Source organism: Acidobacteriota bacterium (assembly GCA_016196035.1).
In the GTDB taxonomy this organism is placed as follows: Bacteria; Acidobacteriota; Blastocatellia; order RBC074; family RBC074; genus JACPYM01.
Genome location: JACPYM010000033.1, coordinates 104,954 through 130,031 on the forward strand (window position 1 = coordinate 104,954; position 25,078 = coordinate 130,031).

Sequence of the window (25,078 nt, forward strand, 5' to 3'; positions counted from 1 at the left end):
CGTGGAAAGCAGCATCGAGATCGAACAGGCGCAAATCGGTCTGGTCAACGTGGCCGCCATGAACCTGGGCATCTTGCTGCAAGACCTTTATCAACTGATTCTCGACCGCAAAGAACAACGGCCGGAAGGTTCGTATACGACCTATCTGTTCAACAGCGGCCTCGACAAGATTCTCAAAAAAGTCGGCGAAGAATCCGCCGAGACGATCATTGCCGCCAAGAACGGCAGCAGCGACGAGGCACGCAAGCTGCTGGCCGGTGAAATCAGCGATTTGCTCTATCACCTGTTGGTGCTGATGGTCGAACGCAACGTGAGTTTGCAAGACATCCTGACCGAGTTGAATCACCGCGCGGGCAAAGCGGCGAACCAAAAATACAGCAAGCAAGGATGAGCGCGTAACGATGATCGAGCGACTTGACCATATCGCGCTGATGGCAACGGACATCGAGCGCACTGCACAGTTTTATTGCGACTGGGCCGGGATGGAAATCATTCATGACCGCCGTGACCCGGGCCACACGCACCGCGTCATCTGGGTGCGGCGCAAAGCTGATCCGGCAGGTTTGATCATTGTCTTGATTGAAAACGAGCGCACGTATCCACACGGCCGGATGGATCATTTCGGCTTCCACATCTCGTCGCGCGCCGCAGTGGATGCGCTGGCCGAACGCGCCCGCGCCGCTGGCATTTTGGTAGATGCGCCACAATACGCCGGGCCGGTCGTCGGCTATTACTGCATGATCAAAGACCCGGACGGCAACCTGATTGAATTTTCGTGCGACCAGTTGAAGGTTTAATGCTGCCCGGCTGTTCGACAAGCTGCCAGCTTGTCGGCGGCTTGGCAGTAAAACCCAATGTTCGCCAGCCTAGACTTCGACAAGCTGGCAGCTTGTCGAACAATCGTTTGACCACTGCTTTATGTCGCCAGCAACCTACGAAGAATTCCTGCAACTCGCCGCGCAAGGCACCGTCGTGCCGTTGGTCAAAACGGTGATGGCCGATTTGCTGACGCCGGTGTCGGCTTACTTACGCATCGAACGCCAAGCGCCGCACGCCTTCCTGCTCGAATCCATTGAGGGCGGCGAGAAGATCGCGCGTTATTCCTTTCTAGGTTGCAGGCCGCATACCATCGTCAGAGCGCGCGGGTCTGCGGTCACAATTGAAAAGGCGGATGGCAGCAGCGAAACGATCAACGCGCCGATGCTGGAAGTTTTGCGCGGATTGATGCAGCCGCATCGCCCGGTCAAGCTGCCCGGCTTGCCGCCGTTTTCGGCTGGCGCAGTGGGCTATTTCGGTTACGACGCGGTGCGCTGGTTCGAGCGCTTGCCCAATCAGGCCAAAGACGATTTGCAGATGGACACGGCCTGCGTGATGTTCTTTGCCAGCCTGCTGGCCTTCGATCACGTCAAGCACCAGATTCAAATCATCGCCAACGTGTTTACCGAAGGCGAAACCGACGGCGAACGCTTGCGCGAAAAATACATCGCCGCCTGCACCGAACTGGCGCGTTTGGAAGCCTCGCTGGCCGCGCCCGCTGAATTGCCGCCCTCGGCGCGCCGGGCGGAACCCCTGCAAATCCGCTCGAACATGACCAAAGAGTATTACGTGTCATGCATCGAGCGGATCAAAGAGTACATCCGCGCGGGTGACGCCTTTCAGGTGGTGTTTGCGCAGCGCTTCGAGACCGATTTGAAATCGCATCCGTTCCAGGTCTATCGCGCGCTGCGTGTGGTCAATCCGTCGCCGTACATGTTTTATTTGAAACTGGGGCAAGACGAGACGCTGCTGGGCGCTTCGCCGGAAATGCTGGTACGCTCGGTCAATCATCAACTCGAATACCGCCCCATCGCGGGCACCAACCGGCGCGGCGCGACGGAAGCCGAAGACCATGAACTTGAACAGCATTTGGTGCATGACGAAAAAGAACGCGCTGAACACGTGATGCTGGTGGATTTGGGCCGCAACGATTTGGGCCGCGTGGCGGAATACGGTTCGGTGCGCGTGGACGGGCTGATGTTCGTCGAACGTTTTTCGCACGTGATGCATTTGGTTTCGTCGTTGAAAGCCACGCTGCAGCCCGAGTTGGATTGCTTCGACGCGCTGGCCGCGACCTTTCCGGCGGGTACGCTCTCAGGCGCGCCGAAAGTGCGCGCGATGGAAATCATTGATGAGCTGGAACCGACGCGGCGCGGGGCCTATGCCGGGTCGGTGTTATATTTCGATTACTCCGGCAACCTGGATTCCTGCATTGTACTGCGCACGCTGTATGTGAAAGGGCAGCACGCCTATGTGCAGGCGGGCGGCGGCATCGTGGCCGATTCGGCGCCGGAAAGTGAGTTTCAAGAGACACTCAACAAATCGCGCGCCTTGGTGCGCGCGATTGAAATCGCGGAGAAAGAGCTATGAAGAGATTGCGGATTGCGGATTGCGGATTGCGGATTGGGTTGCTGAGTTTCTGCCTGTTGTTCTGTTGCGACGTGTTGGCACAGACGATTCCGCCCGCGCGCAAGAAGAATGCGCCGAAGCCGGAAGCCGAAGCGCCGCCCGTTTCGCTGGAAGAAGCCGCCAAGCTGGATGCTGTTATTACGACTGAGTTGGGCGTGATTCGTTTCGAGTTCTTCCCGACCAAAGCGCCGAAACACGTGCAGGCCTTTATCAAAAACGCGCGCGCCGGTTTTTATGACGGCTCGGCCTTTCATCGCGCCATCAGTCGCGGCGTCGTTCAAGGCGGCGACCCGTTGCTGAAAGATGCCAAAACACCACGTGCGCGCTGGGGCACGGGCGCATTGAATCAACTGCCGGATGAGTTCAGCGAAGTCAGCCATCTGAGCGGCATCGTCTCGACCGTGCGCCTGCCCGGCAAAGCCAACAGCGGCGGCGCGCAGTTTTTCATCTGCGTTTCAGATCAAACGCAACTCAACGGCGAGTATTCCGCTTTCGGCCAAGTGACCGAAGGCATGGACGTCGCCACGAAAATCTCGCTGGGTGCGGCGGATGCCGAACAGAAGCTGACCACGCCAATCAAGATCATCAGCATCAAGATCGAACCCAAACGCGAAGAGCCGTTCAAGGATGCCAGCGTGAACGATATGCGCCGGGAAGTTTTGCTGATGACTTCGCTCGGCCCGATCACCATTGCGCTTGATCCCGAACTCGCGCCGGAACACGTGCGCAACTTTTTGAAGCTGGTGCAGAGCGGCTGGTACGATCACACCTCGTTCCACCGCATCGTTTCGGGCTTTGTCGTGCAAGGCGGCATGGGCGCGACGCGCAACGTCAACGGCCAGCCGCAGAGCCATTACGCCGATCAGTGGGTGCACAATCTCAAAGGCGAATTCAGCCCGGTGCGCAAACACATTCGCGGCGTGCTCTCGATGGCGCGCACGGACGATCCCAATTCGGCCAACACCTCATTCTTTCTGATGCTGGCGCCAGCGAGTCACTTGGATGGCAAATACACGATCTTCGGCAAGATGGTGGACGGCTTCGACACGCTGGACAAGATCGAAAAAGTGTTGCGGCGCGAGGACGGGCAAACGCCGGTGGAGCGGATTGAATTGATTGAGGCGACGATTAAACCGTAGCAGTTGAGCAAGCTGATGATTCTCGTCATAGACAACTACGATTCTTTCACCTACAACCTCGTGCAACATCTGGGCGAGTTGGGCGGGCACCTGCACGTCGCGCGCAATGACCAGATCACCATTGCCGAGATTGAACGCCTCGCGCCTGAACGCATCGTTATTTCGCCCGGCCCCTGCACGCCCAATGAAGCAGGTATCTCGCTCGCCATCTTTGAACACTTCGCGGGTAAGCTGCCTTTACTGGGCGTTTGTCTGGGCCATCAGGCGCTGGGGCAGGCGTTTGGCGGCAAGGTGATTCGCGCGCCGTACTTAATGCACGGCAAGACCAGCCAGATTTTGCACGATGGCAAGGGGCTGTTTGCAGGGCTGGACAATCCGTTCACTGCCACGCGCTACCACTCATTGATTGTCGAACGCGAGAGCCTGCCGCCCGTGTTGGAAATAACGGCGACGACTTCGGATGGCCTGATTATGGGCTTGCGGCATCGCGAATTCGTTTGCGAGGGGGTGCAGTTTCATCCCGAATCCATCATGACTGTGGCGGGCAAACGGCTGCTGCAAAACTTTCTCAAGCTGCCGGCGCATTCCTGATTCAACCATGCTCCAACCGCTGCTCAACAAATTGATGACGGGGGCCGACCTCGCCCAAACCGAAGCGGCGCAGCTGCTGGACGCGCTCTTGGCTGATGACGTCACCGACGCGCAAATCGCGGCGGCGCTGATTGCCCTGGCGCTCAAGGGAGAAACGGCGGAAGAGTTGGCGGGCTTTGCCACGACCATGCGCGGGCGCGCCGCGCGCATCGTTGCGCCACACGCAAAATTCATTGATACCTGTGGCACGGGCGGCAGTCCGGCGAAGACTTTCAACGTTTCGACGGCGGCGGCCTTTGTCGTGGCGGCGGCAGGCTTGCCCGTTGCCAAACACGGCAACGTCGGCGTGACTTCCAAAGCGGGCAGCGCCGATGTCTTGCGCGCCTTGGGCGTGCGCGTAGACTTGCCGCCCGCCCGCGTCGGCGAAATCTTTGCCGAGATTGGGCTGTGTTTTATGTTCGCGCCCTTGCATCACGCGGCGACGAAGCGTGTGGCAATAGTGCGGCGCGAATTGGGTGTGCGCACGATTTTCAATTTGCTGGGGCCGCTGACCAATCCGGCGGGCGCGCCCTTCCAAGTCATCGGTGTATCGAATGCTGCCGCCGTTTCAAAGGTCGCGCACGCCTTGGCGCATCTCGGCACGCAACGCGCCTGGGTCGTGCGTGGCGAAGACGGCCTGGATGAAATCACGCTGGCGGGCCGCACGCTGGTTTACGAAGTTGCGCCCGCTGGCGTCGAGCAACTCGACATCACGCCGGGCCATTTCGACGTGCCGCGCCATTCGCTGGAAACCTTGCGCGGTGAATCCGCCGCCGCGAACGCCGCCACGATCCGCGCCATCTTGCAGGGCGAACTGACGGGCGCGGCGCGCGATCTGGTATTGATCAATGCGGCGGCCAATTTATACGTGGCTGAACTGTGCGACAGCTTGCAAGCGGCGTTTGAATTGGCGCGGGAAACGGTTGAATCCGGCGCGGCGTTGGCGAAGCTGGAAGCGTTGCGAGAGGTGAGTCAGTAATGAGCGATATTCTCGAAAAAATCGTCGCCCGCAAACGTGAGCGCCTCGCTGCCAGTCAAGCCGCGTTGCCGTTTAGCGAATTGCGCACGTTGGTCGCGCCCCAACCCGGCGAGCGTTTCATCCGCGCCTTGCAAGGTGATGACATCAACATCATTGCCGAAATCAAACGCCGCTCGCCTTCCAAAGGTGTCATTCGCGAGAACTTCGACCCGGTGAGCATTGCCCGCAACTACACGGCCAACGGCGCGGCGGCGCTTTCGGTGCTGACTGAAGAAGACTTCTTCGACGGTTCGCTCGACTATCTGCGTGGGGTGCGCGCAGTGACGCCGCTGCCGCTGTTGCGCAAGGATTTCATCTTCGATGAATATCAGCTTTGGGAAGCCGCGCACGCCGGGGCCACTTGCATCCTGTTGATCGCGGCCATGCTGGAACCGGCGCAGTTCAACGATCTGCTGCAAACGGCCTATGGCTTGGGCCTGGATGTGCTGGTCGAAGTCCATGACCGGGCGGAGTTGGAAAAGGTTTTACCCTATGACGTGCGCTTGCTGGGCATCAACAATCGCAATCTGCGCACCTTCCACACGACGCTCGACACTTCGTTGCAGTTGGCGGCGGATTTGCCGCAGTCGCTGACGCTGGTTAGCGAGAGCGGGTTGCGCACGCGCGCCGACTTGGACTTATTACGTGGCGCAGGCTTTCACGCCTTTTTGATTGGCGAAGAATTGATGCGCGCGGCGGATGAAGGCGCAGCGTTACGCAGCCTGCTTGAGGCGCAGTGAGTATGCAGAAGGTAAAGCTCAAAGTTTGTGGTATCACTTCGTTGCCTGATGCGTTGGCGGCGGTGGAAGCCGGGGCCGCATACCTGGGCTTTAACTTTTACCAGCCCAGCCCGCGATACCTCGAACCGGCGGCGGCCTGGACGATCATTGCGCAATTGCCGCCGGGCGTGATCGGCGTCGGCGTGTTCGTGAACGAACTGGAGCCTGACAGCGTGCTTGAATTGATGGAACGCAGCGGCGTGCGGTATGCCCAATTGCACGGCGATGAAGATGCGGAGTATTGCGCCGAAGTGGGCGCGGCGCGCGTGATCAAAGCGTTGCGGGTGGGCGCAGACTTTGTCGTCCACGACGTGCTGGAATATCCGGCGTCAGCGATCTTGCTCGATGCCTACGACAAGAATCTGTACGGCGGCACGGGCAAAACGGCGAACTGGGAACTGGCGCAGAAGGCGGCGCGCCTGACGACAGTTTTCCTCGCGGGCGGCTTGTCGCCGGACAATGTTGCCGAAGCTGTGCGCACCGTTCATCCTTTTGCGGTGGACGTGAATAGCGGCGTCGAGAGTGCGCCGGGCCGCAAAGATGCGGACAAGCTGAAATTACTAAGACAAGCACTTGATTCGATCCAATGAATAACACGATGGATTTTTCTGTTTACCCGGATGCGGGCGGGCACTTCGGCCTCTACGGCGGCAGCTTCGTGCCCGAAACGCTGATGCATCCGCTCGAAGAGTTGAAGACGGCCTATGCCGTCGCGCGCGACGACGCGGCGTTCCAGGCCGAATTCCACGCGCTGTTGCGCGATTATGTGGGCCGTCCGACGCCGCTTACTTTCGCCGATCGGCTGACCAATCAACTGGGCGGCGCACGGATTTTTCTGAAGCGCGAAGACCTCAACCACACGGGCGCACACAAGATCAACAACGCTGTCGGGCAAATTCTGCTGGCCAAACGCATGGGCAAGACGCGCATCATTGCCGAAACGGGCGCGGGCCAGCACGGCGTGGCGACAGCGACCGTGTGCGCGTTGATGGGTTTGCAGTGCGTCGTTTATATGGGCACCGAAGACATGCGGCGGCAGGCGTTGAACGTCTTTCGCATGCGCCTGTTGGGCGCCGAAGTCGTCGGTGTGGAATCGGGCAGCAAGACGTTGAAAGACGCTATCAACGAAGCCTTGCGCGATTGGGTGACCAACGTCGGCGACACGCATTACCTGCTCGGCTCGGTGCTGGGGCCGCATCCGTACCCGATGCTGGTGCGCGATTTTCAAAGCGTGATTGGCAAAGAAGCGCGCGCCCAGATGCTGGAACGCGAGGGCCGCCTGCCCGATTACCTGGTGGCCTGCGTCGGTGGAGGCAGCAACGCGATGGGCTTGTTTCATGCCTTTCTGAACGATGCCGACGTGAAAATGATTGGCGTTGAAGCGGGTGGACGTGGCCTTTCATTGGGCGAACACGCGGCGCGCTTTTTGACCGAAGGCGGCGGGCGCGTCGGAGTGTTGCAAGGCACGCGCAGCTATGTGTTGCAGGATGAGCGCGGGCAGATTTCGCTGACGCATTCGGTTTCGGCGGGGCTGGATTACGCCAGCGTGGGGCCGGAACACGCGCTGTTGCACGATCTGGGCCGCGCGGAATATCACTACGCCAGCGATGAAGAAGCACTAGCAGCGTTTCAAATGCTGGCGCGGCTGGAAGGCATCATCCCGGCGTTGGAGTCTTCGCACGCGATTGCTGAAGTGGTGAAACTCGCGCCGCGGTTACCGAAAGACGAAATCATTCTGGTCAATCTCTCTGGCCGTGGCGACAAGGACGTCAACACAGTGATGGAGCAGATTGCGTTGTGAATTTGAAATTAGAGCGGTTTGCAATTTGCGCCAGGACAGTACCGCGCGCGTCAGCAAGCGGAGACAGCACGTTTGTGCCGCTGGGCATACTTGCTGACGCGCGCGGTACTGTCCCAAGCCGCGCTTTTCCCGTACATCGAAGTGCAAACCGCTCTAAGTGAACAACGAGAGGAAAACTATGCAGCAAAACTATCGCGGAATGTTTTTGGCAGTCGCAATGCTGGCGGCAGGGTTACAGCAGAGCGCTGTCGCACAAACGCAAAAGAATACGCCAGCAGGTAAACCGCAGCGCATCGTCATCAAACCCGATGGCTTGCCCAAACCCTTTGCGACTGAATCCGTGCGCAATTCGCCTAAGGTCGTCAAGGCTCCGGCGGGCGCGACCTTGAGCGTGCCTGCCGGGTTTGATGTCAGTGTCTATGCCGATGGCGATTTCAAAGCGCCGCGTTATCTGATCGAAGGCCCGAACGGCGACGTCTTTGTTTCCGATTCGTATGGCGATGTGGTGTACCTGCTGCGCGATGCGAACAAGGACGGCAAGATTGACAATGCGACCGAACGCTTCACCTTTGCCACCGGCTTGAAACGGCCCTTCGGCATGGCGATTCAAAAGGTCGGCGCGCAGAACTATTTTTATGTCGGCAACACCGATTCCATCGTGCGGTTCAAATACGAAATCGGCGCGACCAAGGTCGAAGGCACCGCCGAAAAGTTAATTGACCTGCCGACCGGCGGCCACTGGACGCGCACGATTCTGTTCAGCAAAGACGGCAAGAAGATGTACATCGCGGTCGGTTCGGGCAGCAATGTCAATGCGGGCGAACCGGAAATTCGCGCGGCGATCAACGAATACAACCCCGACGGCAGCGGCCATCGCATCTTTGCGGCGGGCATTCGCAACCCGGTCGGCTTGGCCTGGAACCCCTTCAGCAAAGCGGCCAACGGCGAGTTGTGGACGGCGGTCAACGAACGCGATTTGTTGGGCGATGATCTGGTGCCTGAATACGCGACCTCGGTCAAAGACGGTGCGTTCTATGGCTGGCCGTATGCGTACATGGGTCAGAACGAAGACCCGCGGCGCAAGGGCGAGAATCCAGCCTTGGTCGCCAAGACGATTGTTCCCGACGTCTTGATCGAACCGCACGCGGCGGCGCTGGGCATTATCTTTTACACCGGCAAGATGTTTCCGAAAGAGTATCAGGGCGATGCCTTCGTCGCGTTGCACGGTTCGTGGAATCGCAAAGAGCGCTCGGGTTACAAAATCATTCGCATCCCGTTCGAGAAAGGCAAACCCGAAGGCGGCTACGAAAACTTCCTGACCGGCTGGGTACCCGACAAGATGGGATTGGAAGTGTGGGGCCGCCCGGTGGCCCTGGTGATGTTGCGCGATGGTTCGTTGCTGGTGTCGGATGACGGCGGCAACAAGGTGTGGCGTGTGACCTATGGCGGAAAGAAGTAAGCCAGAAGATGCCAGATGCTGGATGTTAGATGCTGGGTTCAATTCCAGTCCCGCACTAACCTCCAGCATCCAGCATCCAGCATCCAGCATCCAGCATCTATTCCAATGACCAGAATTTCAGCCAAGTGGCAACAACTCAAAGCAGAAGGGCGCAAGGCCTTCATCCCTTACATCACGGCGGGCGATCCCGATTTGGCGACGACCGAAGCGTTGTTGCTGGCGTTGGCCGACGCGGGCGCGGACATCATCGAATTGGGTGTGCCGTTTTCCGACCCGATGGCGGATGGGCCGGTGATTCAACGCGCTTCAGAACGCGCCTTACTGAAGTCGCTTGGAGTCGCCGACATCCTGCCAATGGTCGAACGGGTGCGGCAACACAGCCAGGTGCCGCTCATGCTGTTCACCTACTTCAATCCGCTGCTGCAATTCACCCGCGAGGGCTTGGGCGCGAAGCTCAAAGCGGCGGGCCTTGACGGCGTCTTGATCACCGACCTGATTCCCGAAGAAGCCGACGCCTTTGTCGCCGAGATGCGCGGTGCTGACATTGACACGATCTTTCTAGCCGCGCCGACTTCGCCGGATGAACGGTTGAAACTGATTGCGCAGTATTCCAGCGGTTTTGTTTACGTCGTCGCGCGCACGGGCGTGACGGGGATGCGCGAGAGCGTGGCGACCGAAGCCCACTCGCTGGTCGAACGCGTGCGGCAATATACGCCGTTGCCCGTTGCGGTAGGCTTTGGCATCTCGAAACCGGAGCACGTGCGGGACGTGTGGCGTTATGCCGATGGCGCGGTGGTGGGGACGCGGCTGGTGTTGGAGATTGAAAACAATCTGGGCGCGCCGGATTTAGTTGAACGGGTAACACAACTTGTGCGCGAGTTGCGCCAAGCCTATTAAACCCGGTAACACAAGCCAGTAAAAGGAGGACAGCAATGTCACAAAATCTTGCTTATGTATATTCTGCGCGGATGACGCCGGAAGAGTATTTGGTGTTTGAGCGCGCGGCTGAATTACGTCACGAATATGCGGACGGGATACTGTATGAAATGAATGGCGCGTCGCGCCAGCACGTGCGCATCGTGATGAATGTAAGCAGCGGACTGCTGGTGCAATTGCGTGGTAAGACTTGTGAGCCATACGCCAATGACATGCGTGTGTGGGTGCCGCGTCGGCGCACCTATAACTATCCTGACATCGCGGTAGTCTGTGGCGAAGCAAAATTTCTGGATGAGGAATTCGATACCCTGCTCAATCCCGTGCTGGTTATCGAAGTGTTGTCGCCTTCAACCGAAAGGCGCGACCGGGCGGCAAAATTCCGTGATTACCGCACGCTCGACTCCTTTGCCGAATACGTGCTGATTGCGCAAGACAAGCAGGAGATTGATCACTATGTAAAACGCGCCGGCCTTTGGACGATTCTGGAAGTCGGTGACGTGCTTGAATTGCAGAGCGTCCAGGTTAAGTTACCGCTCGCTGAGATATACGCGCGCGTAGAATTTGAGACGACCCAAGCGCCGGACGCGCGCGCCGCAGCGTTGCAGCCGGATGTGAAAACCAATGAATGAAGCGAAAACCAGCGAAAAGACAATGGATGATTGGCGTTGCCGGATTGACGAAATTGATCTGCACTTGGTCAAGCTCTTCAACGAGCGCACGCAATGCGCCATCGAAATCGGCCACATCAAAAAGCGGCTCGGCCTGGAAATCTATTCGCCGACGCGCGAGGCGCAGGTCATCGCCAACGTGACCAACGCCAACCACGGCCCACTGGATGGCGAAGCGATTCGCCGCTTGTTTGAACGCGTGATTGACGAAGCGCGCCGCATTGAACGCGTCCATGCAGACAATGGGACCGATGGCGGCAAACCGAAAGAAACTGATCCGTTGGCACTGATCGAGGAACTGAGCGAGAAAGAGTGAAATTATGATTGTTGTCATGCAGGAAAACGCCACCGAAGACCAGATCACGAATGTCGTGGATCGGCTGGTGAGTCTGGGTTTCGACATTCACCGTTCGACCGGCGAACGCTACACGTTGCTGGGTGCGGTGGGGGCGCAAATCGCCGATCAGCGCGATCTGGAATTGCTGGACGGCGTGCGCGAAGTCGTGCGCATCAGTGCGCCTTACAAACTGGCCTCGCGCGCTTTCAGGCCCGAAGGCACCAAGATCAAGATCAAAGACGTCGTCATTGGCGGCGAACAAGTCATCATGATGGCCGGGCCGTGCACGCTGGAAAATCGCGAACAAATCGAAGCTGTCGCGGCCTCCGTGGCTTCGCAAGGGGTTCAAGTGATGCGCGGCGGCGCTTTCAAGCCGCGCACCTCGCCGTATAGCTTTCAGGGTCTGGGCGAACCTGGGTTGAAGATGATGCGCGAAGTGGCCGATAAACACGGGCTGCTGACCGTGTCGGAGATTATGGAATCACCACAGATTCCGATGTTCATCAAATACGTAGACATCCTGCAAATCGGCGCGCGCAACATGCAAAATTTCAATCTGCTGAAAGACCTGTCCAAGCTGAACAAGCCGATTCTGCTCAAACGTGGCCCGGCGGCGACGATTGAAGAGACGCTGCTTTCTGCCGAATACCTCATGTCCGGCGGCAACCACGAAGTCATCATCTGCGAACGCGGCATCAAGACCTTTGAGACGTACACGCGCAACACGCTCGACATCTCGGCGATCCCGGTCATCAAGAAACTCTCGCATTTGCCCGTCGTGGTTGATCCTTCGCACGGCACGGGCCGCCGTGACAAGGTGCCGCCGATGGCGCGCGCGGCGGTGGCGGCAGGCGCGGACGGCTTGTTGATCGAAGTGCATAACGAACCAGAGCGCGCGCTGTGCGATGGCGCGCAGTCGTTGTTGCCGGAACAGTTTGAAAAGCTGATGGTGCAGTTACGGATGATTGCGCCGGCGGTTGAGCGGAAAATGTAAAGAACAGTGGCGGGTTGTATAGACTTCAAGAAAAAGAATTGCCGTAGCAAGCTCCAACGGAGCATCAGCCAACAGCCTGGGGTGCACAGCCCCAGGAAACACATTGAGTCGTTGTGCGAAGCCCTGAAAGGGCGGCAGCCATCGGCTTGGCTGTCGCCCTTTCAGGGTTTCGCACAACCATTTGCACGTTCCCCCAGGGCTTCACCCTGGGCTGTTGGCTGGTCGTCCCTTTGGGACTTTTCGGAAATTCTTTTTCTTAAAAACTATAGAAATAATTAGGCAGTCTTACGACCTGAATCTCCGGAGGTTACTCGCGTGGATGAGTTAACTGGAAATCTTGGACGCGTGCTTGCTGCGATGCTGTTGCTGGTATTCGCCGGAATTGGCGTCGCCCATGTTCTGAACCCCGACCGGTTTATCGCGCGATCTGGGGTACGAAAGGGTGGCGAATTGCTGACAGCGTGGAATCGGCTCGGGTTTCGCATCTTTGGAGCGTTCTTCACAGGTGGGGCCCTATATATGCTTTACCATGTCATTTCGGATCATTAATGTTTATGAGTGTGATCACAGCAGCTTCGTGCAAGAAAGATTCCTTGACGCTGCTGACTGGAACTCGCTTCAGCCTGCCGCTGCCTAACCCAACGCTGCAACCGACGAGCGGCGCATTCGGGTTGCGGCTGCTGGCGAGTTTGGCTCACGCGCCGCTCGCGATTGAGCTTTGAGCCGTTGTGCGGCGCGTCGTGTTATATTGCGTTGGCCCGGCAACATAACCACAGAAAGGCGGTGACCATGTTTCCCAAAGTCGTAACACAAACCTCTGAACCTTTTCCGGCAAGCATGTCACCCGTGCCGCTGCTGGAAGACGGCGCATACTTGACGCGCGCTGAATTTGAACGGCGTTATGAAGCCATGCCCAGCCACCTCAAAGCCGAATTGATCGAAGGGAGAGTGTGTATGTCGTCACCCGTGCGCCGGAAAAATCACAGCATCCCTGACAATCATCTCAGCACCTGGCTTGGTGTTTATGCCGCCGTTACGCCGGGTGTGCTTGCCGGTAACAATGGCACGGTGCGGTTGGATGAGTGGAATGAAGTGCAGCCCGACTCGGATTTGCGCATTGATGAAACGCGCGGCGGCCAGGCCCTCGTCAGCAGCGACGATTATCTGGAAGGCGCGCCCGAACTCGTCATCGAAATTGCCGCCAGCAGTGCGCCGCGTGATTTACGCGAAAAGTTTACGGTCTATCAACGCAACGGCGTGCGCGAATACATCGTCTGGGCGGTTGCCGACGGCCAAATCCATTGGTTCAGTTTGGAAGCCGGAACATTCACACCTTTGAATCCCGATCCCAATGGTTACTTGTGCAGCCGTGTGTTTCCCGGCCTTTGGCTGGATGTGCAGGCTTTGTTACGTGGTGAGATGGCGCAGGTGTTGCAGGTTTTGCAGCAAGGCTTGGCCGCGCCCGAACACGCAGAATTTATCACTGCTTTAGCCCGCCGCCACACGCCGCTGTAGCCTCCACAATTTGTCGAATGCTCAATCTCCATCACATTGCCATCGTTGGTTGCGGCTTGCTGGGCGGATCGTTTGCGCTCGCCTTGCGTCGCGCCGGATTCAACGGGCGCATCACAGCCTGCGGCGGCAAGCGTTCGCCGCAATTGGCGATTGAACGCGGTGTGGCCGATGCGCTGGAAGAAAGCTTCGAGCGTGGCGAGGTGTGCGAGGCTGATTTGATTTATCTGGCCGCACCCATCGGCGGCATCATTGATTTTTTGAAAACGCGTGGCGCACAAATCAAGCCTGGCGCACTGGTCACCGACGCCGGCAGTACTAAGGTTGAAATCTGTCGGACGGCACGCGCCGCGTTGCCCCCCGGCGTGCATTTCATCGGCGGTCACCCAATGGCGGGCAGCGAACAGACGGGCGTTGAGTATGCGCGGGCTGATTTGTTTGATCGCGCAACTTACGCGCTCGTGACTGAACAGGGAACTGACGAGGCTGCGTTCGAGCAGTTCAAAGCTATCGTCGAAGCTGTCGGCGCGCGCGCCCTACCGGTCGAAGCCGAAGCGCACGATGCCGCTGTCGCATTGATTAGCCATCTGCCGCAATTGCTGGCGAGTACGCTGGCGACGTTGCTCGATGCTGAGCACGATGGCCCAACTGGGCGAAATGCCGCCGAGCGCGAACTAGCGCAACGTCTGGCCGCAACTGGTTGGCGTGATATGACGCGGCTGGCCGGCAGTTCGTGGAGCATGTGGCGCGACATCTGTCTGACGAATCAGCCGAACCTGTCGGTTGCCTTGGGCACGATGATTAGCGAGTTGCAGGCGCTGAAAGAGACACTGGATGGGCGCGATTTCAATGCGGCGCGTGAATTGTTTGCGGCGGCCAATCGCTCGGTCGAAGAGCAGCGCGCCTTGCATTACGGACGGTTTGAAAAGTTGTGAATCTGGAGAGTATTCGATGAATCTGTTTGAGGAATTGGAATGGCGCGGTCTGGTTTACGACCACACCGAGGGCACAAAAGAAGTGCTCGCCAAAGAGAAAGTGACCGGCTACATTGGCTTTGATCCGACGGCGGCCAGTTTGCACGTCGGGTCGTTGTTGCCAATGATGGCGCTGGCGCGCTTGCAACGCTGCGGCCATCAACCCATCGCCATCGCGGGCGGCGGCACCGGTCTGATTGGCGATCCCAGCGGCAAAACCGCCGAGCGCAAGTTGCTGACCACTGAAGACGTCGAAGCGAACCTCATTGGCATCAAGGAGCAGTTGAGCCGCGTGCTCGACTTCGACGCCAAAACCAATCCGGCGCTGATTGTGAACAATGCCGACTGGTTGACGGTGATCCCTTTCGTCGAATTCCTGCGCGACATCGGCAAGCATTTCACGGTGAATTCGATGCTCGCGCGCGAATCGGTCAAACGCCGCTTGGAACAGGAAGAGGGCATTTCGTATACCGAGTTTAGTTATATGTTACTCCAGGCCTACGACTATCTGGTGTTGTACGACCGCCATAACTGCACGCTGCAAATGGGCGGCAGCGATCAGTGGGGTAACATCCTGAGCGGCATCGAACTGGTGCGCCGGTTGCGCGGCGGCAAAGCCTATGGGCTGGTTTCGCCGTTAGTAACAACCTCATCAGGCGTGAAGTTCGGCAAGACCGAAGCGGGCGCGGTCTGGCTGGATGCGAAACTGACATCGCCGTACCGCTTCTATCAATTCTGGTTGAATACGACTGACCAGGATGTGCTGCATTACTTGAAATACTTCACCTGGCTCGGCAAGCTGGAAGTTGGCGAGTTGGCCGAAAAGCTGAAAACACAGCCGGAAAAGCGTGAGGCCCAACGGGCGTTGGCGCTCGAAGTTACTAACATCGTGCACGGCGCAACAGAAGTGGAAAAAGCCCAACGCGCCTCACATGTGTTATTTGGTGGCGAGCTTGCTGGATTAAGTGCGGATGAGGTGCTGGATATTTTTAACGACGTACCTTCGAGCGAGTTACAGCTCGAGAAACTCGCAGGCAGCGGGTTGCCGTTGACCGAAATTTTAGTTACTTCCGGTTTGGCGCCGTCAAAGGCAGAAGCGCGGCGGTTGGTGGGCGGCGGCGGTGTTTATCTAAATAACATTCGTGTTACTGACGACAAAACCAGCGTAACTTTGGAGCAGTCGGTCGAGGGGCGCTTTTTTGTATTGCGCAAGGGGCAAAAGCAGTATCACCTGGTCAAGCTGGCCGGCTGAGCGTGCATGCCACGGCCCCTTTTGATTTGGGAATAAAGCTGAGAATGAAAACGCCCTTCACTTGATATTCGTCTGCACCATATTCGCCGCCCTACCATCCAGCGACAACACGATGCCCGCTTCGCCGCGTCCGAGCAGCGCGCGTGGCACGGCTATGTTCACTTGATCCAAGCCGACCAGATCGCCCTGCGCTCCAGCATAAGAAACTTGCGCACTCAAGCCACCGATCAGCACAGTCGTCGCGGTCAGCGAACTGCCCCCACGCAAGCCCGTGCCGAAGAGCAACAGGGACACTTGTTCGCCTGTCGGCCCCGAATCCAGCGGCGTGCCGACGAACTGCTGGGTCGTGGTGTCAAAGCGCGCGATCAATTCATAGCTCTGCGCGTCGCCACGGCCACGGTGATGTTGCCCGGCGCGATCAAGCGGGCAAAAGCGCGGAAATTGCGCACCTCATTTCGCGTACTTCCATCTTTAGCAGGACTTACGCAAAGATTTGCCACAGAGGCACAGAGGCACAGAGGAAAACAGAGAACTCCACCAACACTGTAAAAAAGCTCTGTGTCTCTGTGCCTCTGTGGCAATCTCGCTCGCGTTTTGCGTAAGTCCTATTTAGTTTGAAAGCAAAGCCCGCCTCACATTAAATGCGGCAGCGGCGGTTTGTGTGACAGTGAAAGTTATCCCGGCGATGGTCATCGTTCCGCTACGCTGGCTGGCGGCGGTGTTGGCGGCGACGGCGAAATTGACCGTGCCGTTGCCGTTGCCGTTGGCACCGCTGGTGATGGTGAGGAAGCCAGCGTTGCTTGTCGCCGTCCAGGCGCAGCCGCTGGTGGCGGTGACGTTGAGGCTGCCCGTGTTGGCATTGGCGTTGAAGCTCTGGCTGGTGATGGGAATTGAATAAGAGCAAGGCCGCCCTGTTTGCGTGACGGTGAAGGTTTGTCCGGCGATGGTCAGCGTGCCCGTGCGCTGGCTGCCGGGGTTGGCGGCGACGGTGAAATTGACCGCGCCGTTGCCCGCGCCGCTCGCGCCGCCGGTGATCGTGATGAAATCGGCGTTGCTCGTCGCTGTCCAGGCGCAACCGTTCTGCGTCGTCACATTCACGCTGCCCGCGCCGCCGCCGGACGGAACGTTCTGACTCGCCGAGGAAAGGGCGTAACTGCAAGTTTGGCTTCCCGCGAAAGCAACACGCACCGTATTCGCCGTGCTGCCGTCCACCGTCAACACCAAATCCACCTCGCCGCGTCCAATCAATGCGCGGGGTACGGCTAGGTTCACCTGATCCAAGCCGACCAGATCGCCTTGTGCGCCGGCATAAGAAACCTGCGCACTCACGCCGCCGATCAGGGCAGTCGTCGCAGTCAGCGAACTGCCCCCACGCAAACCCGTGCCGAAGAGCAGCAGGAAGACCTGTTCGCCCGCCGGCCCCAGATCCAGCGGCGTGCTGACGAAGCGTTGCGTGGCGGTGTCGAAGCGCGCGATCAGTTCATAACTCTGCGCGCCGTTCGCTTTGATGCGCAGTGCGACGGCAGCCGCGACGCCTTGCCCGTTGGCGTTGGCGGTGAACAGGCCCGGTGCCACGTTGGCAATTGTTACGTTGCCGAGCGAGAGTGCGCCTGCGCCGTTGGTGACCGTGATGGTGGCTGTGCCGTTGGCCGTGCCGGGCGGGATCAAGTAATTGATTTGCCCCGGCGCGACGAAAAAGAGCGGGGCCAGGCGTGCAACGCCCAGGCTGTCGCGCACTTCGACAATCGTGTCAGCCAGCGAAGCGGGCAAGGGCACTTGATTGGCCGTGACCACGCTGTTTGCCAGATTCACCCCGAAGGCGGCGACAATGGAATTGGCGGCGAGCGTTTGGCCGGTGAAGCTGGCGGCGGAGACGGTCGCTAACGCATTCGTCGTGGTGGACGGCAGAATTTGCGGCGGGAGGCCGGCGAGCGCGCTGCCCGTGTCCGTGCCAAAGGCCGCGCCTGCCAGGATGGGTTGATCCGCGCTGAGCGTGAAATAGCCAGCGGCTTGCCCGCGCGCGCCACTCACGAGATTGCTCAACAGATCGCCAAAGACCGTGCCAGCGGGCACGTTGACGCTGGTTTGCCCTAACGACGCGCCGTCCGGGTTGAAGCAGGCGAGTGTGACACGCGCCGCTTGCGCGGACGGATTGAAGAGGCCCAGTTCGGTGAAGGAGCCGGTCACGGTGTTGAGGTGCGCGAAGAGCAGCCGGTTGGCGGGCGCGCTTTCCAGCGGCAGCGTGGCGCGGAAGGCTTGCGCGCCGGTCGCGTGCAGCAGCGTCACCGCGCCCGCCAGTCCCGCCAGATTGCTTTCAAGCACGAGCGCGGAACTGGCCGCCGCCGCGCGGTTGAGGTTGAAAAGCTGGTTGAGGTCGCGCTGGAGTTGTTGCCCCGCGTCCAGCGTCAGGTTGACCGGCGCAGTCACGGGCACACCCGGTTCGTTCACCAGCCGCAGCGTCAGGTTGGCGGTTTGCGCGCTGGGATTGACCAGTGTGAGCCGCACCGCCGCCGAGCTGCCCAGCGGCAAATGGGGCGCGTAAAGTTTGGTCGCGCCGCCGCCGAGCGGTTGTGCGTTGAGCGCGCTGATTTCTTTATCCAAAACTTGCACTGCCGCCGCCCCCAGATCGCGTTCGCTCAAGATCAACAGGTAGCCGGTGAAAGGCTGCGCGAGATTCGGAAAGATGTCTGGCAGTTGCTCGGCGAAACGGGCTTTGGCTTCGAGCCGGACTTCTTCACTGCCCGCCAGCCGCCCCGTGGCGTCGTGCAATTCAAGTTGCACCAGGCCAGAGAAGTTGGTGGCGTTGGCGAGATGCACTTCGGTGGTTTGCGTCGTGTCGTAAACGGCTTCGGGCAGGATGAGCGCGCTGTCGTAACCGCTCAGCGCGTTGAGGCCGTCGAAGCCGTTGCCGCTCGTCAGCAATTCATAGCCGGCGACCGTGTTGCGATTGGCGCGCGTTTGCACCCAGCCGTCGAGCGGCGTGATGGCTTTGAATAGATCGCCGATTGAACCGGTCAGCATCCGTGCGGCGGCCAGTGTGGCGGTTAGCGGATTGACCAGATTGGGTGCTTGCAAGTCGGTGCCTGCGTCATCGTAGGCGCGCAGCGTCAACGCCGCGTCCGTCGTGCCCGCATTCACCAGGTTGAAGCGCGTGCTGAAAGCATTGCCGCTGTGCAGCACGGGGAAATTCAAGCTGCGTTGCGCAAAGGGGCCGAAGACGCCAAGCGTGTAAAAGCGCGCCAGCCCGTTGACGCGCGCCGTAGCGGTCTTCGCGCTGGTGTTGACCGTGGTCGGATAGCTGATCAGTTGTCCGCTGTCGGGATCGAAGGAAGCGACCTTGAGCGCAGCTTCGCTGAAGTTCGGATCGTCGGGCAGCATTTCGGCGTCGTAGTTGAACGTTAGATCAGCCACGAAGCCGCCATCGGCGGGGATGGGCGGGGTGAATTCCCAGTAGGCGTTGACGCCGATAAAATCGCGCAGGAGCGAGGCGGCTTCGGCGTAACGCAACGCGAACGGCGCTGCGGCATTTGCGCCTCCTTCGAGCTCCGCCCCCAATTTGAGTGAGTCGAGAAAGCCTTTGAACTGGACGCCTTTGCGCGCCACCTTGGTCGTGCGGTTTACGCCATTTTGTAAGAGGTTCGCGGCAACCCCCAACCCGGTGTTGACGGAGGTGATGCCGCCGGGGAATTGCACTTCCTTGGTAAAGTTGCTGAATTCGATTGCCGGAGTGCTGGCGCGGCGCTCATCCGCAGCGTTGCTCAGATAAAAGTACACTTTCACCACGGTAACTTTGGCATTGTCTGGAACGCGCACGTCGAAATCCCTGACCGGCGGATTGGCCTCGCTGTGGTCTCCCGCCTTCAGGTCGAGCAGTTTGATGGGCGGCGGCGTTGGCTCGCCGCTGATCGAGTTGTACTCGGCTTGGGCGAACAACTGGCTCGCGCCCGCACGGGCGACATTGTATTCAAGCGCGCAGCCAATCTTTTCCGTGATGCCACGCTGCAATTCAATCCCCTTGGGTGGGCGGCACTGCCCGGCCACAATGCGTAAGCGCTCAATCGGCAAGAGCAGCGGCGTCGAGACGAGTTGGTCTTTGCCAGGCGGTGAGTACACCAGTTTCAGTTCCCATACATCCACGTCGTAGGGCACGTTGTCAGGCAGAAAGATAAAGAAAGCCGGGCGCGGAAGATTGGGGTAAGGGCCGAGATAAGAGAGTTGCGGGTCTTGGCGGCGGACTGTGCCGTCTTTCAGTTTTTCGGAAAGCACGATACCTACCGGCGTATTCAGCGGCAGATTCAACTCGTCCTTGACCGTGAGCATCAGCTCTTCAGTGCCTGCGCTGATCAACTCGAAATCACGTCTTACCTTGTCGCCCGCGACCAGCACCGGCAGGGGATTGATTGCCACAGGCATGGGGTTTTGCAGCAGTGCATAATTCAATTCGATGCGAAACGCGCCACGCCGATAGATCAAGGGCACGGCGCGTTTGAGCACTGTCCCATTTTCAGCGAGCAACGCCGCCGAAATTCTGACCAGCGGTACATCGGGCGGCACGGCAAATTCAAAGTCGAGCGCAAAGCCCAAAGTCACCGGTTGCGGGGTGGCAACGACCGTGACCAGGTCTTTGAGCGCAATGGATTGCTCACTGAAGCCGTTGAAGGCTTCCAGCCGTAACTTGCCCCGCACGTCGTTGGTCAGTTGATAGCGCAGCCCGCAATCGAACTTGATCTTGCCATCCTCTGGGAACGAACTGCCGTCGGGCGCGGACTTCCCGTTGATGGTGGGATTGCTTTCAAAGGCGCTGACATCGGGGACGACTTTGTACGTCAGGTCGGCGCGTTTGAAAATACTGTTGGTGGCGGGATCAATCAGCAGCGCCGCGAGCTTCAAGCCGGTCGGTACGCTGCCGCCGATCAAGGTTGTGAAATCAACGCTGAGCGGTAATAGGTTGAATTCCCTCGTGGGCAGCGGGTTGGGGCAAGACTGCGGCCGCGTGATGTCAATTTCGCCCGCAAAAGAGGCGCGTGCGTTGCCGTCTTCGTCGAACAAACTCACCCTCAGCGTGGCGTTCGCGCGGCTTTGCAACAGGTAACGCACCGTGACTTTCAAGCCGCCGAGTTTGAGCAACGCGCCCGAAACCGGCGTGTCATTGTTTGGCATTGGGTTCACGAGTTCGAGCGTATCCTGGCTCTGATCCGGCGCAGCGTTGGCGAAGTTCAGCGTCGCCGCGCAGCCTGTCACCGTCAACGTGACCGCCACGGTGCGCGGGCTGTTGCTGGCGTTGGCGGAAGTGATGGTGAGCGTGCCGTTGTACGTGCCCGCCGCCAGCGCGCTCGCATTGACCGCCACCGTCAGCGGCACGGCTTGCCCGGCGTTGAGCGGGCCTGTAGGAGGTGTGACCATCAGCCAATTGCCGCCGCTGGTCGTGGTGGCCGCCGCCTGCCAAGTCAGTGCGCCGCCACCGGTGTTGCTGAGCGTCACGGTTTGCGTCGCTGGGTTGCTGCCGAGCGTGGTGTTGAAGTTCAGCGTCGGGGTACTGAGCGTCAGCGTGCCCGGCGCGCTGCCTGCCGCACAAGCTGAGAATGGCGAGGTGCTGCTGCCTGTTGCCGTGGCGGTCGCCGTCACGTTCTGCCCGGCGGGAACGCTGAAGCTGGCCGCGCCGCTCGCGTTGGTCGTCACTGTCACATCGCTGATGAAGGTCTTGCCTTGCGTATCGGTGCCGCAGGTGGGGTTGGCGAAGAATTCGATGACGTGCGCGGTGTTGGGCGGCGCGCCGCTGAGCGTGCCTTGCGTTGTTCCGGCAGTCGTCGTCAGCACAGGGGTTTTGTTGGCAGGGTTGTTGTTTTGGATACCGGCATTGGTGGTAACCGGCGTCCCATTGCTGAAGATGGAATTGCGGCGCACCGCATTGACGGCACTGCCGCTCAAGGCTATCCCCTGCGAGCTATTAAAAGCGCTGATATTGGCCGCGCCGCTCTCTGTCCCGCCGATAAGGTTGTTGTTGCCATTGACAGTTATCCCATTGCCACCATTGCCCAAATTGGCCGTGCCGTTCATATCCGTGCCGATGTAATTACCCTGCACCCGATTGTTGGAGCCTTGAATAAAGACGCCGCCGTTACTGCCATTCGCTGAGATGAGGTTGCGCGCGCCCGTCACCGTTCCGCCCACTGTGCTCGCGTTTGCATTGCTGCTGAGGAGAACCCCGTAAAACGTGTTGCCCAGCGCCTTCGTGCCATCTTTATCCGTGCCGATGTAATTGCCTTGCACAAGAGAAGCGGCGCTGAAATCCAAATTCACGCCACCACTGTCGCAGCCGGAAATAATGTTCCGCGCCGCTAGAGTCGTGCCGCCGAGCGTGAAGCCTACCGCACTAGCGCCGCTGCCAGATAAGAACACGCAGCCCCCATTCGGCTTGAGCACCGCCGTCCCATTCGCATTCGTCCCAATCAGGTTGCCCTGAATCAGCGCGGTAGAATCGCTGGTAATACGCACAGCCTGCGACTTGATGCCTGCAATCACATTGCCCGCGCCTGCCTCCGTGCCGCCAAGTTGCAGGTTCGAACTTCCATTGCTGAATAGCGACACACCATTATCGCTACCCAATGCTTTCGTGCCTGAGGCATCAATGCCGATGTAATTGCCTTGCACCTTAGTGCCCGGCGAATTCGCGTTTAGGCGAATGCCGTAAGCGGGCGGTGCGATGAGGTTGCGCGCCGCCGCCGCCGTCCCGCCAATCAGGTTATTCGGCGAAGTGCTGATTACGATCCCATCACAGTTCGTGCACGTGCCGAAGGCTGCGCTCGCGCCTGCGGTGTCCGTGCCGAGATAACAGCCTTCGACGATGTTGCCGCCCTTAGTAACCAGAGTGATGGTTCCAGGGCTACCAGGTGAAATGCGATTGAGCACCAGCCCCCGAATCGTACTGTTTCCTCCCAAAATACTTACACCGAAGCCAAGATTGCTGATCTCGACCCGGCTGGCGCCACCATCTATCGTGACCACATCGGTGATGTTGGGTAATGAGGTGAACGAGATGGACGAAATCGAGGGGCTGAAGTTGATGAGGTCAGCACCCATGCTCGTATTGGCTTGTTGAATCGCCGCCGTCAGCGTGCAAATGCCATTGCCGGGCGCAGTCTCGCACTTGCCATCGCCGGTATTGGAGTCGCTCTGTGAGCCGGTACTGTTGACTGTGAACGTGGCCGTCGGCGCAGTCAATGCCGCCGCCAGGGACGACTCGCCGCCGCGTTTGAGCACGACCAGATCGCTCAACGCATCCATATTCAACCGCATCGGCAGCACCGCGACTGGCTCACCCGCGACTGCTAGCGTGACTGGCGCGCGTGGTTCCGCCGCTGCTTGCGCCTCCTCGCCACGCAGCATGCCGCCGGTCAGGATTTGCAACTGTTGCGCGTCTTGATCAATAACCACCAGATCGTCGTAGCCGCTGACCGAGACGCGCGCGCGCACCAGTAGCGGCGCAGCAGTCTTGTCGTTGGCGACGACGGCTTCAGCGCGGCTGCGCGTCGCCACTGCGCCCAGCAGCTTGCTAAGCGTTTTGCCGCGCGCGTCTTGCCCTAACACTTGCACCACGCCATCCGCCGCGAGCACGGCGATTTCGTTGCGCGCATCGCCGCTGAAATCGCCGACGGCCAACGCCACGCTGTCGAAGGGCTGCGCGTGCGTTTCAATGACGGCGGCTTTGACCTCGGCCTGCCGCTCTTCGCCGACAGACAAACAGCGATCCCGTCCGTGGACGATCAACACATCGTGCCCCGCCGCCACAGCCAAATCCATTTCGTACTGATCGTCCAATTGCCCCAGCGCCAGCGCAGCCGCTTCCGCCGGCAACGCGATCACTTCGGGCGCGCGGCTGAAGGCGCCCTCCGGCCCTTCAAAGACCAGCGCCTGCGCGCCGTCGTCGGTGTTGACGGCGACGACGACATCTGCCAATCCGTCCGCGCGATTGATCTCGCCGACGGTCAACGCTGTCACGCTGCCTGGGAGTTTGATGGCTTGCGCTGGCCCCAAGCCGCCGCGGCCATCACCCGCGAGCCAATAGAGCGTCGCGCTGCCCTGCGTCGCCGCGACGACATCCACGTGCCCATCGGCGTTGAAATCGCCCGCGCCCACGAAGTCGGCTGCGGCGGGCAGCGCCAACACGCGCGCGGGTGAAAGGAACGGCGCATCGGTGAATTCGCCGCGCGCGCGCCGCTGTTCGGCGGCGGGCGTGTCGGGATAAATCGCGTCCACGTTGCCGCGCTGCCACACCAGCACGCCGCCGTCCGCGCTGGCGTAGCCGCTGAGCAAATCGGGCACGCCGTCTTCATCAAAATCGCCCGCCGCGAGCGCCAGCGGTTGCGCCGCCTCACGCTGCAACAGTCCATTCGCCTCCGCGCCGACCGGCAAGTCATAACCGTCGCGCAGATTGATCCACGGATAGCCGCGCCCGGCGGCCTGCACGGCTACGCGCGCCGCGTGAGGCGTTGGCAAGCTGCGGCTTTGCGCGCGCCAGTAAACCGGCATTCCCGCGCCCAGGCTGAGCGCCAACAGCAACACGACCATCATTGATTTTCTGCGCATCATAGTTACCTCGATGAGTAGTTTGGAGCAGTGATTGAAAAGCGCCCCATGGCGCGCGGGTGTTCAGAGTTCCGCCTTTAGGCGGTGGCGGCGCGTAGCGCCGAAACGCGCCTGCGGCGCGCCACCGCCTAAAGGCGGAACTCTGAACACCCGCGCCTGCCGCGTTCAGTGGAACCTGAGTGTCTCAATGGCAGTTGCTTCGCTTTAGGCCCATAACGAATCCCGGCAAACCCGCTGGCTGCCGCTCACCAACGCAAGCGCATGCACGCGCCCGGCGGCGATCAGACTTGCAAGCATCTCGCCATCAACTTCCAAAACCTCGGCGGCCTGGACGCGGGCGAGCGTCTCAACCTCATGTGCGCATACCGGGCAAAAGGCGCGCACAACAATCCCGGCGGGCCGCAGCACGCGGCGGCGGGTGACGGTGATTTTCAAACGGCGAGTTAGGTTCATCCGGCTTATTCCTCTCCAAAAGCGGTGCTATACTCCGCCACATTCGCGCGAAAAGTAACGAAAGCCTGACGAAATTTTCCGAAATTTGCCGCAAA

General features: G+C 59.6%; 21 protein-coding genes. 18 read left to right on the forward strand and 3 right to left on the reverse strand.

Annotated elements, in window-relative coordinates; translation table 11 throughout:
* The first annotated feature begins 76 nt into the window (after window positions 1-76).
* From hisE to HY011_11630, 18 genes are all read left to right on the forward strand, one after another.
* Complete coding sequence (gene hisE / locus HY011_11545) at window positions 77-391, forward strand: phosphoribosyl-ATP diphosphatase (GenBank protein MBI3423562.1); 315 nt, start codon at window positions 77-79, stop codon at window positions 389-391.
* A gap of 10 nt (window positions 392-401) precedes the next feature.
* The gene (locus HY011_11550; GenBank protein MBI3423563.1) at window positions 402-797 is read left to right on the forward strand and encodes a VOC family protein; all 396 of its coding nucleotides are present in this window, start codon (window positions 402-404) and stop codon (window positions 795-797) included.
* A gap of 121 nt (window positions 798-918) precedes the next feature.
* Window positions 919-2,406: an anthranilate synthase component I gene (trpE, locus tag HY011_11555; GenBank protein ID MBI3423564.1), complete on the forward strand. Its 1,488-nt coding sequence runs from the start codon at window positions 919-921 to the stop codon at window positions 2,404-2,406.
* Window positions 2,403-3,584, forward strand: coding sequence for a peptidylprolyl isomerase (locus tag HY011_11560; GenBank protein ID MBI3423565.1), 1,182 nt, complete (start codon window positions 2,403-2,405; stop codon window positions 3,582-3,584). Before trpE ends, HY011_11560 begins: the two co-directional genes overlap by 4 nt.
* 15 nt (window positions 3,585-3,599) lie before the next feature.
* Window positions 3,600-4,175 (forward strand): aminodeoxychorismate/anthranilate synthase component II, encoded by a 576-nt coding sequence (locus tag HY011_11565; GenBank protein MBI3423566.1) that lies wholly within the window; start codon window positions 3,600-3,602, stop codon window positions 4,173-4,175.
* Window positions 4,176-4,182: 7 nt separating this feature from the next.
* Window positions 4,183-5,193 (forward strand): anthranilate phosphoribosyltransferase, encoded by a 1,011-nt coding sequence (trpD, locus tag HY011_11570; protein ID MBI3423567.1) that lies wholly within the window; start codon window positions 4,183-4,185, stop codon window positions 5,191-5,193.
* Entirely contained in the window at window positions 5,193-5,972 is a 780-nt protein-coding gene (gene trpC / locus HY011_11575; protein ID MBI3423568.1) for an indole-3-glycerol phosphate synthase TrpC, read from the forward strand. The genes trpD and trpC overlap by 1 nt, the downstream gene beginning before the upstream one ends.
* Window positions 5,973-5,974: 2 nt before the next feature.
* Window positions 5,975-6,601, forward strand: a complete 627-nt coding sequence (locus HY011_11580) for a phosphoribosylanthranilate isomerase (protein MBI3423569.1) — start codon at window positions 5,975-5,977, stop codon at window positions 6,599-6,601.
* Window positions 6,602-6,609: 8 nt separating this feature from the next.
* Window positions 6,610-7,812 (forward strand): tryptophan synthase subunit beta, encoded by a 1,203-nt coding sequence (gene trpB / locus HY011_11585; GenBank protein MBI3423570.1) that lies wholly within the window; start codon window positions 6,610-6,612, stop codon window positions 7,810-7,812.
* A 178-nt stretch (window positions 7,813-7,990) separates the two neighbouring features.
* Window positions 7,991-9,271 (forward strand): sorbosone dehydrogenase family protein, encoded by a 1,281-nt coding sequence (locus HY011_11590; protein MBI3423571.1) that lies wholly within the window; start codon window positions 7,991-7,993, stop codon window positions 9,269-9,271.
* A gap of 105 nt (window positions 9,272-9,376) precedes the next feature.
* Window positions 9,377-10,168, forward strand: coding sequence for a tryptophan synthase subunit alpha (locus tag HY011_11595; GenBank protein ID MBI3423572.1), 792 nt, complete (start codon window positions 9,377-9,379; stop codon window positions 10,166-10,168).
* A 35-nt stretch (window positions 10,169-10,203) separates the two neighbouring features.
* Complete coding sequence (locus HY011_11600; GenBank protein ID MBI3423573.1) at window positions 10,204-10,836, forward strand: Uma2 family endonuclease; 633 nt, start codon at window positions 10,204-10,206, stop codon at window positions 10,834-10,836.
* Window positions 10,829-11,191, forward strand: coding sequence for a chorismate mutase (locus HY011_11605; protein MBI3423574.1), 363 nt, complete (start codon window positions 10,829-10,831; stop codon window positions 11,189-11,191). Before HY011_11600 ends, HY011_11605 begins: the two co-directional genes overlap by 8 nt.
* 4 nt (window positions 11,192-11,195) lie before the next feature.
* Complete coding sequence (gene aroF, locus HY011_11610; protein ID MBI3423575.1) at window positions 11,196-12,206, forward strand: 3-deoxy-7-phosphoheptulonate synthase; 1,011 nt, start codon at window positions 11,196-11,198, stop codon at window positions 12,204-12,206.
* A gap of 554 nt (window positions 12,207-12,760) precedes the next feature.
* Window positions 12,761-12,928 carry a hypothetical protein gene (locus tag HY011_11615; protein ID MBI3423576.1) on the forward strand — a complete coding sequence of 56 codons (168 nt, stop codon included), beginning with the start codon at window positions 12,761-12,763 and terminating at the stop codon, window positions 12,926-12,928.
* A gap of 67 nt (window positions 12,929-12,995) precedes the next feature.
* Entirely contained in the window at window positions 12,996-13,721 is a 726-nt protein-coding gene (locus HY011_11620) for a Uma2 family endonuclease (GenBank protein ID MBI3423577.1), read from the forward strand.
* A gap of 17 nt (window positions 13,722-13,738) precedes the next feature.
* On the forward strand, window positions 13,739-14,653 hold the full coding sequence (locus tag HY011_11625) for a prephenate dehydrogenase/arogenate dehydrogenase family protein (GenBank protein MBI3423578.1): 915 nt from the start codon (window positions 13,739-13,741) through the stop codon (window positions 14,651-14,653).
* A 16-nt stretch (window positions 14,654-14,669) separates the two neighbouring features.
* Window positions 14,670-15,944 carry a tyrosine--tRNA ligase gene (locus HY011_11630; GenBank protein ID MBI3423579.1) on the forward strand — a complete coding sequence of 425 codons (1,275 nt, stop codon included), beginning with the start codon at window positions 14,670-14,672 and terminating at the stop codon, window positions 15,942-15,944.
* Between the two features lie 57 nt (window positions 15,945-16,001).
* On the opposite strand, the gene HY011_11635 is transcribed toward HY011_11630, so the two are convergent.
* From HY011_11635 to HY011_11645, 3 genes are all read right to left on the reverse strand, one after another.
* The gene (locus tag HY011_11635) at window positions 16,002-16,313 is read right to left on the reverse strand and encodes a hypothetical protein (protein ID MBI3423580.1); all 312 of its coding nucleotides are present in this window, start codon (window positions 16,311-16,313) and stop codon (window positions 16,002-16,004) included.
* Between the two features lie 240 nt (window positions 16,314-16,553).
* On the reverse strand, window positions 16,554-24,533 hold the full coding sequence (locus tag HY011_11640; GenBank protein MBI3423581.1) for a VCBS repeat-containing protein: 7,980 nt from the start codon (window positions 24,531-24,533) through the stop codon (window positions 16,554-16,556).
* A 201-nt stretch (window positions 24,534-24,734) separates the two neighbouring features.
* Entirely contained in the window at window positions 24,735-24,983 is a 249-nt protein-coding gene (locus HY011_11645) for a hypothetical protein (GenBank protein ID MBI3423582.1), read from the reverse strand.
* Between the last annotated feature and the right edge of the window lie 95 nt (window positions 24,984-25,078).